Raw genomic sequence first — 13681 nt, 5'->3', positions numbered from 1 at the left:
CCTCAATCCTCCATATTAAATGCATTCGTCTTTTTAAACACCAGTAATGAAATGGAAATCACCACAAAGGAAATGATCAAGGTCAATGCAGAAGCAATCGAGTATTGTGGCGAGCCGCCCGTCGTCAATTTGTAGATCCATGAAATCAAAATATCCGTCGAACCGGCATTTCCACCTAAACTTCCTGGACCACCTTCGTTAAAGAGATAGATCATGGAGAAGTTATTAAAGTTCCCTGTATATTGCGTAACGAAGGTTGGTGCTGCCACCAAAAAGATCGCCGGTAACGTAATATTGCGAAAACGCTGAATCGCATTTGCTCCATCCATTTTGGCTGCTTCATACAAATCTTCAGAAATGGATTGTAAAATCCCTGAGACCATAACATAAATATATGGAAACCCTAACCAGCCCTGAATCAAAATAATCGCCGTTTTCGTCCAAAACGGATCGGTCTTCCAAGCAATGTTCCCAATATCCACAAAGGGCAGATTGTTCAATAGCGGGATCACCTGCGTATTGATCGCTCCTGCGGTATCATTAAACATGTTCGAAAAACTCATGATCGTGATGAACGCTGGCACCGCCCAAGGAAGCAAGAAAATCACCCCGAAGACCCGACGGAACTTCACAAATTTTTGATTGGCAACAACTGCTGTCAGTATTCCTAAGGTAATTTGCAAAGTAGTTGCTAAAACGGTCCAAATCACCGTCCAACTAAACACTTTTACAAAGGTGTCGCGGTAAGAACTTAAGGTGAAGATATTCGTAAAATTCGAAAAACCGATCCAGTCGATTAAGTTTGCTGGCGGAATATGTCGAAAATCATAGTTGGTAAACGCCATGAAGAGTGTCACCATTACCGGAAAAATAATTGCTACGATCATCACCAGATAGGCTGGGATCGTCAATAGATAAGCGAAACCATCCTCATACAATTTATTGAAAAACTCTTTTCTCGTAACTGCCACCGGGAACCCTTTTTCAATACTTTGGCGAACTTGATAGGCATCTTTGATATTTAAAACCCAAAAGATAATGAAAATAACGGTAACGATGACCTGTAGCGTTCCTTCGATCAACAAGAACAAAGAATTGTGTTCCATCGGTACTGATCCCAGTGTGACAAAGTTATATAATGCTTGTCCACCGAACAAAAGCATTTCGCCTAGAAAAATTAGAAAGACCGCAAAAAAGAGTCCCGCTTTAAATTTCTGACCATTTTTGAATTGTCCCACCCCAGGGATGATTGAAAGAAGCGCTGTCTGCATGGCTTTTGAATTCGTCCTCATATGTATCCTCCTTAAAATCGAAAGTCTGCCAAGCGGCCGACGATCCATAGAAATCAATCTCATCAAGCAATTTCTTGCGTGCTACGTTGCAAGGAATCCTTTTGACAAACATCCTCTATAGAATCGTCGACATGAATGACAGACCGTAATCGGCTATTTATTAATATTTCTGCTCAATCGCTTCTTCGATTGTTTTGGCAGCATTATCCGCTGCTTCTTGAGGAGTCATATTGCCTGAACCTGCATCAAACAGCATGTTTTCAGCCCCTACCCAAACCTCAGACATTTCAGGGATATTTGGCATTGGTTGTGAAACACTGTATTGCTCGATCACTGCTTTTGCTACTGGATCATCAGAAGCAGCAACTGTTTCTTGAGCCATAATGTTTGCTGGAATATCATGACGCATTTCATACAATTTCTCTTGATTAGCTTCGTTTGTTAAATATTCGACAAATTGTTGAGAAACGTCTTTGTTTTGTGAGTAGTTGGAAACAACCCATGCTTTTCCACCACCAAACGTTTCATAATCATTGCCATTGCTCAGCGTTGGGATTTTCGCTACGCCATAGTTAATCCCTGCTTCTTCAAAGCCGTTCACGCCCCATGGTCCGTAAATGATGGCTGCTGTTTTGCCTTGGTTAAAGTAATCTAACATCAAGTTTTCGTTGGCCGATACATCCAGCATTCCTTGCGGCCAGACATTTTGGAACCAATCAGTTGCGTACGTGATTGCTTCAACAGAACCTTCATTGTTGATCCCTAAATCAGATGGATCTGTCCCTTCATCCCCAAAGACATAACCACCATAACCAGCTAATAGACCATACGTATAATAAAAGTCTGTCCAACGAGCTAAGAAACCAACATTGTCATCGCCTTCTGCAAAACGATCATCTTTTGCTAGCTCTTCTAAATCAGAAAAAGTTGCTGGCGCTTCATCGATCAAATCTTTGTTATAGAACATGACAACTGCTTCAATCATTGCTGGTGCGCCATAGATTTTATCATCGATCGTCACTTGTTGCTTGTCTGTATCGCTGTACCGTCCATCATCTGGCAAAGTCATTTCTGCCAAATGCCCTTGCGAGCCTACTTGACCTACACGATCGTAAGGAGACATCGTAACATCTGGACCTTTCCCAGCAGGACCGTCTAGTTGAAGCGCATCCATTTGATCGAACATATCCATTTCTACAACGTTGATGGTAACATCATTTTCAGATTCAAAGTCAGATTTCACTTCATTGATATAATCAATATAGTCTGCGCCTACAGAGACCGTGAGCGTTTTTTCATCGCTACCTGAACCTGCATCTGCATTACTACCATCGGTACTACCACCGTTGCCGCCACACGCCGCAAGCGCTAACAACGCACTTCCTGAAACTAATCCTAGAGCTGCCTTTTTCCAATTCACTTTCATCCTGTTTACCTCCTGCAATTTGTAACTCCATTATGCAACCGGTTTCTTAAAATGGCAAACCTTTTCTAAATGTTAGCGATAACAAAAATAGAAAAAGCCTTTAAATTAAGATGTCGAGGAATCAAAAAGAAATTGCGCAACCATTTGCTTAATTTTTCATTTTGTGGATTCACGAACCACGAGTTGAGGTAAAAAGCGCTGTTGTCGCTGGCTCGTATCATTATGTTCGATTTTTTGGATCAATAATTCGCCGCAAACTTCCCCCATTTCCACGATGGCTTGCTTCATCGTTGTCAATTTTGGCGAACTTACCTGATCAAGGAATACGCCATCGTAGCCGATGATCCCAAAATCATCTGGCACCTCCACTCCGATCGACTGTAAGCCTTGATTGATGCCTAACGCTAAACGATCTGTGGCACAGATAAAACAAGTGTTTTTCATTAAATGCTCATTCTGCGATTGGATAAACTTGCGGGCGGCGGAAGATCGGTTGTCAAAACGATAGATTTTTGGTGATATTCCCGCTTTTGTGACTGTATCTATGTACCCTTTTTCTCGGCTTTTCGTAAACGCTTCTTCCAACTCTAAACCAATATAGACCAATTGTTGATAGCCGGTGTCGATAGCATGTTTGCATGCAGAAACGATTCCTTGGTAGTTGTCACTGTCAACAAAACTGAACCCAGCTTCATTTTCGCCAAATAACACCACAGGCTTTCTTAAATTTCTTATCCAGTCCATGTCAGCCTGGCGAAAGCCCGTAATGATGCAGCCATCTGCTGGACCACGATCCACCCCGTCAGTCGTAACTAGCTGCAAAGAATAGTGTGCTTTACCAATAGAACGAGCGATCCCAACCAATAAGTTCATATAGTAAGGTTCCGTCGTATCCATCTCCTCTAAAATATACACTTTGATGATATGGGAACGCTTGGAAACTAATGATTTGGCAGCAATATTCGGCTGATAATCCAATTCAAGCATCGCTTGATGAACCAGCTGCTTTAACTCTTCAGTTACTTTGTCCGGATGATTGATCACTCGAGAAACGGTCATTGCGGAAACATTTGCTTTTTTAGCAACATCTGCTAGCGTAGTCATGATTCACTCTCCTTGTATTATTTCATCTATAGTATAACATAATAAACCAAAAGAAGAACCAAGACACTCTCTATATAAAAAAGATTCCCAGCCAATTTAACGAGTATAAAAAAACAGAGTAGCTTCTCAGCTACTCTGTCAAAAAAGACTATTTTTTGGGGTGTTGAGAAAAAGGTATCAACACTTGTTAATCGGTTTCGATCAACCCGTATTTGCCATCTTTTCGACGATACACAATGCTCGTTCCATTCGTTTCCGCATCTTCAAAGATAAAGAAGTTGTGTCCAAGCATGTTCATTTGTAAAACAGCTTCTTCACTGTCCATTGGTTTTAAAGACAAACGTTTTGTACGTACGATGTCTAATTCAGAACCATTGTTTTCTTCATCGTTTGCTTCAGTTGTGAACAAATCACCATCTGTTGGCGGAACCAATGCTGTCTCGCGAGATTTGCGGTTGATTTTTGTTTTAAATTTGCGGATTTGGCGTTCCAATTTGTCAACAACCAAATCGATACTAGCATATAGATCAGGTGAGGTTTCTTCCGCACGCAGAACTAAGAATGGTAAAGGAATCGTTACTTCTACTTTTGCTGTTTTTTCAGTATAAACTTTCAAATTAACATGTGCTGTTGCTTCCGGCACATCGTTAAAATAACGTTCTAATTTACCTACTTTTTTCTCGACGTAATCACGGATCGCTTCTGTTACCTCGATATTTTCGCCGCGCACATTATATCTAAACATAAAAATTACCCCTTTCGTCTACCAGTAAAGAAGGAAAAGGACCACTCTTTTCTTCTTCTTAACTCTATTATATCGAACTCTTGCTCATTTGCCTAGTAAATCGAACAAATTTCTTTAAGCGTTTTCAAAATAACGATTCAACGGGCAAAGGAAAAGGATCGAATCGACTGGGGGCCAAAGGTCTGCAATGCTTCAGCTGCGTGATATAACGTTCTACCGGTAGTGTAAACATCATCGATCAACAACAGTTTCTTGTTTTTTATTTCAACCGTTGCCTCTGGCTTCACCGCAAAAGGTTGCGCCTCCTCTAATCGTTGCTTGCGAGAACGTTGAGCTTGTGGTGCGGTATCAACCACTTTATCCAGCCATTCTTTCGACTTAACTCCGCCTGCGTCCAGCACAGCGGTCACTTGATTAAACCCTCGCTCCTGGTAACGTTCTGCCGATAGCGGGATGGGTATCAAACAATCGTAATCAAAGTTGTTGATCTTTTGTCTGATGGCAGCAGCAAAGGTCTCTCGCAACTGATAGTTTCCCATTAATTTGTATTCGTGAATCCACTCCTTCATCCCTTGATCGTAAGCAAACAGTGCCCGATGCTGCAAATGGATCATGGGACAGGTTTTCGCCCAAAAGAGACAGTCACTGCAGGAAATGGTATCCTTTTTGCCACATGTTGGGCAGCAGCTTTGCCAATCGATCACTGTAAATCGCTGAGCGCATTGTGGACATAATTCTTTTTCGGGGATGCGCCAAGGAGCCAACAGCTCAATGATCGTTACCTCTCTTGAAAAAAATATTTGGCACCAACTACACTCCATCGGTCAACCAGCTCCTTGCTAATTGGTTCATCTCATTGATTTCTTTGATTGCTTGACGGATTGCTTCCGTCATTTGGTCGTAGAAAAAAATGACCTCCCCTTCCGTATAGGCCCCTTTACGATCGACACGACCAGCAATTTGCACGAGCGCCGATTTTGTAAAGACTGGATGATTAGCACCCAATACGATGACTGAGACGTTTTCAAACGTCACCCCACGCTCTAAAATCATCGTTGTAAACAACACCTTGTAAATCTGTCGACGAGCAGACGCTACTTTTTCGCTCCGTTTTTGATCTTGCGACGAAACGCTAGTCAAAGACCATGACGTGCCTTGTCGGCGGACAGCCGCTTCTACTTCCTTCATCAGCGCAATGCTTGGACAAAACACCAAGACAAAGTTTTTTTGAAGCAGCCGCTGCAACTGCTGCAGCAATGGTCGCAGCCAACGTTTTCTGCGATAAGCCTGCGCCCAGTGACTATAATGAACAGGTTTTGGAACGATCAATGGACGCTGATGAAACCGCAGCGGCATTCTCAAGACAGCGAATTTTCCACGAATTTCTTGCAGCAGTCGTTCTGAAGGCGTCGCACTTAAATAGATCAGACACCCGTTTTCTGCCAAGGCATTGTATAATCCGTAACGCAGCTGCGCATCGCCCTCGTAGGGAAATGCATCTATCTCATCCACCACGATCAGTTGAAAGCTGCGATAAAAATGCAGTAGCTGATGAGTGGTGGCAATAAGGATCGTTGTATAACGATAAGGTTCTTCTGATTTCCCATAAAGGAGCAGGCTTTCCTCTTGTGGGAACGCTTGTTGAATCCGGGGGAACAGTTCACGGCAGACATCGATCCGTGGCGAGACGATCGCCACACGACCACCTTCTTGCCGTATGTGGCGGATCGTTTCAAAGATCATCTCGGTCTTCCCTGAACCCGTGACTGACCAAACAAGAGACGATTTCTTTTGTCGACAATTTGCCACTAGTTGCTGAGAAATTTTTTGCTGAAACGAAGTCAACACTCCTGGCCAAACGATCTTGTGATCAAAGGCTGGAAGATCCGTTTGTTGAATTACGAGTTGGCCATCTGATGTGATCCGACCATAGCGAATACAAGTTGGACAGTAATAGCAGCCTATCGGCAATAGAACCGACGGCTTGTGGTGGGAAGAACCGCAACGCTGACAAACGATTCTCTTCCCCTGCTCGAGCATTGCCGGTCGAGAATCAAAAGTTTTTCCTACACTCATTGTTTCATCTAAAACAAAAAATTGTCTTCCTTTTTGATTGGTCATAACATACACCTCAGTTTTAACTACGCAAAAAAATCGGTTCAAGTACTTTTTGAAAAGTACTTGAACCGATTACAGGTTTCTTGTTTGCTTCAACAGCAGGTCTTGCTTATTCGCCGATCAATGTCAAAGCTTGATCTAAGACTTTTTCGCCGTTCATCATGCCGTAATCTGCCATGTTGATTACTTCTAATGGAATTCCTTTTGGCGCTAGACGTTTCTCGAAATCGCCTTTCATGAAACGAACTTGTGGTCCTAATAGTAAAACGTTTACGTCTTTGCTTTCTAAATGTTGATCTGCTTCTGATGCGGAAACTGCAAAAATATCTGCTTCTAATCCTTTTGCTTCAGCTGCTTTTTGCATTTTTGTTACTAATAAGCTTGTACTCATCCCTGCAGAACAAACTAACATAATTGTTTTTTTCGCCATATCGAACACTCCTTGAATTTTAAGAATAAGATAACATTTCCTATCTCTAGTATAGAACAAGTTTGAAATTTGTCAACGCTTTCTATCCAGCAACCAGTTTGATTTTACTAAACGATTAAAAACGACGTACTCTTTTTTTAAATTGACTAGGACTACCTCGTAGCCGGCATTCAGCCACGCATAAGCCCCATTTTCTGGATGTCGGTAATCATTCGCCCACCAATCGCTACTGGTGCGGGCACTTTTGGGCAAACCGGATGCTGGGAAAAGAAATTCATCAAACTGCGTAAACGTTAAGGTGATTTGCGAACCACCGTTGTTTTTTAAATAGTGAGTGATCGTATCGTACTTTTTGCGTCTACCCAAAGCAACTGCCTCCTCTTTTTAGAGTCTATGTTCGTACCTGTTTCTTTCTTCTATTTGTAACTTTCCTTCCGATTGCCTATACTAGAAACATAAAGGAGGCGATCGTGCGCGTGACTTATCGAACGATTCGACAAGACGGAGAAACAGAAATAGAAATCAAAAAATCGCGTTTCCTCTGTTCATTAAAACGAATTCAATCAGAAGACGAAGCCAAAGCGTTTATTCAAGCCCTCAAGAAAGAGCATTGGAAGGCAAATCATCATTGCAGCGCCTATGTATTAGGTGAAAACCATGAGATCCAGCGCAGCAGTGATGATGGTGAACCGAGCGGCACCGCTGGGGTACCGATTTTAGAAGTGTTAAAGAAAAACGAACTGATCAATGTGATCGCCGTTGTTACCCGCTACTTCGGTGGAACGAAACTGGGTGCTGGTGGATTGATTCGCGCTTATTCAAGTTCGGCCTCTGCTGGAATCAAAGAGGTAGGAATCGTCGAGGGTATTTTGCATCAAGAACTTGCCTTGACCATCGATTATCCCCTTTTAGGCAAGCTCCAAAACTACTTAGAACTGCAGAATATCTATATAAAAGATATTGCTTATACGGAGAAAATCGTTGTCACCTCAATGATTCCTGAAGCAGTACTTGCCGACCAAGAAGCCGCTCTGATTGACTTGCTGCAAGGGCAAGTGCAGCTAAACAAAGGCAAGACCGAATATGTAGAGCGCCTCATTGAGGAGCCAACCGAGTAACTACGCATGGCAAGCACCATGTCGGGTTTGCTCTTTTCCTCAAAGCGTGGACACTTATGCCGTTTGCTGCAGCGAATGCAGGAACGGCCCTATCGTTGAAAACCCGAAATGACCGATGCGGAGCAACAGCAAGTATGCTCGCAGTGTCCTTTCGGCTTTTCGCGTCTTTTTTGTTTCCATCCGTCTCAAGACAGGTTATTTTTCCATATAAAATTCAAAACGATTACCAACATATTGGGTGCGCACGTATTCAAATGGTTGACCATCTTCAAATGAAGTGATTTGCCGCATACGTAAAATCGCATCGCCGCGTTTGATTTGTAAGTAATCAGCAATTTGCTCGGAAGCGACCATAGCTGAGATCGTTTGCGAAGCGCCGCCAATTTTCCGCTGTCCTTTTTCTTCCAACACTTTATAGAGGGAAGAGATGATCTCCTCCTTGCTAAAGTCATGAATAAACTTTTCAGGGATACTCGCTACTTCAAAACAGATCGGCACATCATCCGCATACCGAATCCGCTCCATCCGTAAAATCGTTTCGTGACCTTCTAATTGCAGCTTTTCCATCTCACTGGAGCTAGGTGCCGTCAAGAAATAAGCGACCGCTTTGCTGGAAGGCTTACGACCAAGAGAATTCATGATTTCGGTAAAACTCGTCGTGCCCGTCATTTTCTCTTGTACTTTTTGGCGAGCCACATAAGTGCCGGAACCGATTTTACGCTCAAGAATCCCCTCATCTGCTAAGGTTTGGATCGCTTGTCGCAACGTCATGCGACTCACGCCGAATTGTTTCGACAACTCGCGCTCTGAGGGCAGACGATCCCCGATTTTGTATGTATTGTTTTCAATATTGGCTTTAATTTGATCATGAATTTGGATATAAACAGGTAATTTTTCCACCACTACACATTCCTCCGTTCCCCTCCTATTATAACTGGTATATACCTAAATAGCTAATAAAAAAAGCAAAAACTGCTCTGTTTTTCTCAATTTGTGCGAATTCTTTCCCTATTTTATAGGCAGAAGAAAGAAGTTATCACAAAATGTCCAAACAAGAGCAGTCGCTTTTCTTTTAAATTGGTTCGGTCGCTGGCTTGAGAATTTATTCAGCCAACGCTTTATTGGCAGTGGCCATCAACAATCGGATACGATTCAATTGATTGACGATTGAGACACCTGGATCATAATCAATGGCCGCAATGTTCGCCTGCGGGTATTGACGACGTAATTCTTTCATAACACCTTTTCCTACCACATGATTGGGCAGACAGCCAAATGGTTGCAGACAAATGATATTGTTGACATTATTTTCCAATAGATCAATCATCTCACCGGTCAAGAACCAGCCTTCTCCCGTATGATTACCAATGGAAACAATCTCGCTCGCTTGCTCCGCAAGCTGATGGATCGAATGGATACCATCAAAACGCGTTGACGCCCTCAGTGCTTTATCCATCGGTTTTTGGAGCCTCTCAATCGCCATGATCGCAAAATCAGCGATCATTTTACTTTTCTTCGCCATCCCCAAATGCTCGTAGCGCCAAATCTGATTGTAGAGGGAATAATTCATGAAGCCGACAATATCTGGTACGACCGCTTCCGCTCCTTCTGCTTCTAACAGGCGAACGACATCGTTATTGGCAGTCGGTGAATACTTCACTAAAATCTCTCCCACGACACCGACACGCGGCTTCTTGATATCTCTTATCGGCACTTGATCAAAGGCTTGAATGATTTTTTTCATATTTCGATTAAACAGACTGAAGGAGCCATTACGAACGTTTTTGGCAATTTTTTCCAGCCATTCTTGATGGAGCCGATCGACAGCCCCTGCTTCTTGCTCATACGGACGGGTGCGATAAACGACCCGTTCAAAGAGATCTCCGTATAAAAATGCCACCGCCAAACGCTTCATCATCGGTAAGGTAAAGCGAAAGCCCGGATTTGATTCAACCCCGGTGTTGCCCATCGAAATAGATACCACCGGCACTTGTGGAAATCCTGCATCGTTCAGTGCTTTACGTAACAAAGGAATATAGTTCGTTGCACGACATCCGCCGCCCGTCTGAGTCATCAAAACACTGGTATTTTCAACATCATATTTTCCGCTTTGCAATGCTTCTACTAGCTGTCCAATGGAAATGATCGCCGGATAGCACGCATCATTATTGACAAAGCGTAAACCGACATTAACCGCCTCACGATCTTCACTAGGTAGACAGATCACTTGATACCCAGAAGCTTGCAAAGCAACATCGACTAACCCGCTTTGATGGATGGGACTCAACATCGGCAATAAGAGCGTGTGCTGCTTGCGCATCTCTTTGGTAAAAATGATCTTTGCCGGTTCCTCGTATTGCTTTTTAGGTACAAAGTGCTGTTTGTCCCGTTCGTTGACTGCTGCTTTCAAGGAACGCAACCGAATCCGAATTGCCCCAAGGTTTGCTCCCTCATCGATTTTCAACACCGTATATAACTTCCCATACTGCGCCATAATCTCTTCGACTTGATCAGTAGTGACTGCGTCGATCCCGCAACCGAATGAGTTTAATTGAACCAGTTCTAATTGTTTGTTTTTCGCGACCACTCGAGCTGCCGCATACAATCGCGAATGATAGACCCATTGATCCACAACCCTCAGATCGCCGACATTTGCTAAATGAGCAATACTGTCCTCAGTCAATACATGGAAGCCTTCTTGGGTAATGACTTCTGCAATCCCATGGTTGATTTCAGGATCCAAATGATATGGTCTTCCAGATAAAACGATCCCTTTTTGATTGGTCGTCATCAGCATACGTAGCGTTTCTTCTCCCCGTTGCGCAATATCTGTCTTGAACTGATCCAGCTCCTCGAAACCGCTGCGTAGGGCTTGGGCAATTTCTTCTTCTACAAAACCAAAATCTTGAAAAGTACTCGTTAAAGTTTTGACCATTGAGGCTTCATCCGCCAAATTCAAAAACGGACAGCGGTAGTCAACCGCCCCTTCACGAATCGCATCGACGTTATTACGAATCACTTCTGGATAGCTTTGCACAATTGGACAGTTAAAATGATTCTCAGCGGCAGTGTTCTCTAGTCGCTCAAAAATAACACCTGGATAAAAAATCAACGGTACGTTTTGATCAATCAGTGCCTGGATGTGTCCATGGGCTAGTTTGGCTGGGTAACAAACCGTATCACTAGGAATCGTTTCAATCCCTTGCTCATATAGTTCTTTGTTGGAACGTGGCGACAAGGTTACTCGAAACCCTAACTTGGTGAAAAAGGTATGCCAAAGCGGATAATTTTCATAAAGATTCAATACTCTTGGCAGGCCGATTTCGCCATGGACGGCCTCTTTTTTACGTAAGGAACGGTACTTAAACAAGCGGCGATATTTTTCATCCACAAGATTGATTTTGCGGTCTTCTTTCTTGATTTTGATTCGCGCACCACGTTCGCAGCGATTCCCGGTAATAAATTTTCGACCGTCAGAAAAGAGGGTCACCGTCAACAAGCAATTGTTTTCGCATAGACCGCAATTCGTAAATTCTTTTTCTGCTTGGAAATCGGCCATTTCTGCTGGAGACAACAACGTACTAACATCGTCAAGGGCTGCTTCTTCTAAAGCGATCAAGGCGGCACCATATGCCCCCATCAAACCGGCGATCGATGGTCGAACGACTTCACGGCCGCTGATCAATTCAAAAGCGCGCAGAACCGCTTCGTTATAGAAAGTCCCTCCTTGGCAGACGATTTTCTCGCCGAGGTCTTCAGGTCGCCGAACCTTGATGACTTTATAGATAGCATTTTTTATGACCGAGTAAGACAAGCCGGCTGAAATGTCGCCAACAGAAGCCCCTTCTTTTTGGACCTGTTTCACTTTTGAGTTCATAAAGACGGTACAACGCGAACCAAGGTCAACCGGTGCTTGGGCTTTTGTAGCTGCCAACGCAAATTCTTTGACATCCTGATTCATAGATTTGGCAAAAGTCTCAATGAAGGAGCCGCATCCTGAGGAACAGGCTTCATTCAATTGAATCGAAGATAACGCGCCATCTTTAACCGTCATCGCCTTCATGTCTTGTCCACCGATATCTAGGATAAAATCAACCCCCGGCTGGAAATGTTCGGCAGCTTTGTAATGGGCCATCGTTTCCACTTCACCGATATCGACTTTCAGTGCATGTTTGATCAAATGCTCGCCGTAACCTGTGATCGTTGACTTTGCGATGTAAACGTCAGAAGGCATCTGACGATAAAGCTCTTGTAAAACCGCCATCGTTGTCGCTAACGGTTCACCTTCATTATTGCCATAGAAAGAAAACAATAATTCCCCTGCATCATTGATCAAAACCACTTTCGTTGTGGTTGATCCTGCATCGATGCCTAGATAAGCAGCGCCTGTATGCTCAGACAACGCTTTTTCTGTGGCCACCGCTTGAGCATGGCGAGCACGAAAAGCAGTCAATTCCTCCTCGTCTTTAAACAATGGGGCTAATGTATCAGTTGGCGCGAGTTTGCCATCTTCTCCGTTGGCTAAGCGGGCTAATAGCACGGAAAGCTGTTGCTCTTCTTCTGCATACAGTGCAGCCCCCATCGCCACAAACAGTTCTGGGTTCTCGGGAAAAATGATATCTGCTTCTTGCAGGTTCAACGTATCGATAAATCGTTGACGCAATTCCGACATAAACGTCAACGGTCCACCTAGAAAGGCTACCTTGCCTTTGATTTTACGACCAGCAGCCAAGCCAGCAATCGTTTGATTGACCACCGCTTGAAAGATACTCGCCGCAATGTCTGCTTTTGCTGCTCCTTCATTGATCAGCGGCTGCACATCGGTTTTGGCAAAGACGCCACAGCGCGATGCGATCGGATAAAGGGTTTGATAATCTTTGGCTAGTTCATTGACCCCATTGGCATCGGTTTTCAATAAAACTGCCATCTGATCAATAAACGCACCCGTTCCACCGGCACAACTGCCGTTCATTCGCTGCTCCAATGCCCCTTCAAAAAAGGTGATCTTCGCATCTTCGCCGCCTAACTCGATAGCCACATCGGTTTCGGGAATCACTGTCTCAACTGTTTTGGTACAAGCGATGACCTCTTGGACAAATGGGATCCGCAAAACTTCCGCCAGACCCATCCCACCTGATCCGGTAATCGCCAGCGCAAGCGGCTGATCTTCGATCACTTCTTGCGCTTCTCTAATGATTTTTTCCGCTGCTTTCTGGATATCTGCATAGTGCCGTTCATATCTTGAAAAACACGTTTGATTGCCTTCATCTAACAGAACCATCTTGACTGTTGTCGACCCGACATCGATGCCCGCTTTATATTTTTTCATTTGTTGCCTCCATCTAAACAACACTTTGTTGATTATCTAACAAGCCGTTTGTTATAATACTTATGTTCATTGTAATTCTTTTAATTGATAATTCAACAAACAATTCTAAGGAAGGTGTG

Annotated in this window: 11 protein-coding genes; 1 reads left to right on the top strand and 10 read right to left on the bottom strand. The window is 43.6% G+C overall.

Annotated features, from left to right (window positions below; genetic code table 11):
* Positions 1 to 2 precede the first annotated feature (2 nt).
* The 8 genes from IGI94_RS04370 to IGI94_RS04335 all read right to left on the bottom strand — a co-directional run bounded on the left by IGI94_RS04370 (position 3) and on the right by IGI94_RS04335 (position 7481).
* Positions 3 to 1292, bottom strand: coding sequence for a carbohydrate ABC transporter permease (locus IGI94_RS04370; protein ID WP_077453540.1), 1290 nt, complete (start codon positions 1290 to 1292; stop codon positions 3 to 5).
* A 160-nt stretch (positions 1293 to 1452) separates the two neighbouring features.
* Positions 1453 to 2718: an extracellular solute-binding protein gene (locus tag IGI94_RS04365; RefSeq protein ID WP_005237299.1), complete on the bottom strand. Its 1266-nt coding sequence runs from the start codon at positions 2716 to 2718 to the stop codon at positions 1453 to 1455.
* 156 nt (positions 2719 to 2874) lie between these two features.
* The gene (locus IGI94_RS04360; protein WP_005237300.1) at positions 2875 to 3822 is read right to left on the bottom strand and encodes a LacI family DNA-binding transcriptional regulator; all 948 of its coding nucleotides are present in this window, start codon (positions 3820 to 3822) and stop codon (positions 2875 to 2877) included.
* Between the two features lie 187 nt (positions 3823 to 4009).
* Positions 4010 to 4567 carry a ribosome hibernation-promoting factor, HPF/YfiA family gene (hpf, locus tag IGI94_RS04355; protein WP_005237301.1) on the bottom strand — a complete coding sequence of 186 codons (558 nt, stop codon included), beginning with the start codon at positions 4565 to 4567 and terminating at the stop codon, positions 4010 to 4012.
* A 137-nt stretch (positions 4568 to 4704) separates the two neighbouring features.
* Positions 4705 to 5388: a ComF family protein gene (locus IGI94_RS04350; protein ID WP_008377318.1), complete on the bottom strand. Its 684-nt coding sequence runs from the start codon at positions 5386 to 5388 to the stop codon at positions 4705 to 4707.
* The gene (locus IGI94_RS04345; RefSeq protein WP_087664395.1) at positions 5378 to 6688 is read right to left on the bottom strand and encodes a DEAD/DEAH box helicase; all 1311 of its coding nucleotides are present in this window, start codon (positions 6686 to 6688) and stop codon (positions 5378 to 5380) included. The genes IGI94_RS04350 and IGI94_RS04345 overlap by 11 nt, the downstream gene beginning before the upstream one ends.
* A 106-nt stretch (positions 6689 to 6794) precedes the next feature.
* Positions 6795 to 7115, bottom strand: coding sequence for a PTS sugar transporter subunit IIB (locus tag IGI94_RS04340; protein ID WP_005228768.1), 321 nt, complete (start codon positions 7113 to 7115; stop codon positions 6795 to 6797).
* Between the two features lie 72 nt (positions 7116 to 7187).
* The gene (locus tag IGI94_RS04335; RefSeq protein ID WP_005237305.1) at positions 7188 to 7481 is read right to left on the bottom strand and encodes a DUF7662 domain-containing protein; all 294 of its coding nucleotides are present in this window, start codon (positions 7479 to 7481) and stop codon (positions 7188 to 7190) included.
* Positions 7482 to 7591: 110 nt separating this feature from the next.
* Between IGI94_RS04335 and IGI94_RS04330 the strand changes: the two genes are divergently transcribed.
* Positions 7592 to 8233, top strand: a complete 642-nt coding sequence (locus IGI94_RS04330; RefSeq protein ID WP_035006530.1) for a YigZ family protein — start codon at positions 7592 to 7594, stop codon at positions 8231 to 8233.
* A gap of 195 nt (positions 8234 to 8428) precedes the next feature.
* Here IGI94_RS04330 and IGI94_RS04325 read toward each other — a convergent pair whose 3' ends face one another.
* Positions 8429 to 9136 (bottom strand): GntR family transcriptional regulator, encoded by a 708-nt coding sequence (locus IGI94_RS04325; RefSeq protein ID WP_005228765.1) that lies wholly within the window; start codon positions 9134 to 9136, stop codon positions 8429 to 8431.
* Between the two features lie 199 nt (positions 9137 to 9335).
* Entirely contained in the window at positions 9336 to 13562 is a 4227-nt protein-coding gene (locus IGI94_RS04320) for a 2-hydroxyacyl-CoA dehydratase (protein ID WP_142437486.1), read from the bottom strand.
* Positions 13563 to 13681 lie beyond the last annotated feature (119 nt).

The organism is Enterococcus sp. AZ149 (assembly GCF_051714285.1).
In the GTDB taxonomy this organism is placed as follows: Bacteria; Bacillota; Bacilli; order Lactobacillales; family Enterococcaceae; genus Enterococcus_D; species Enterococcus_D entomosocium.
Note: the sequence above shows the minus strand (reverse complement) of the source record. Positions and strands in the feature narration are given on the sequence as shown.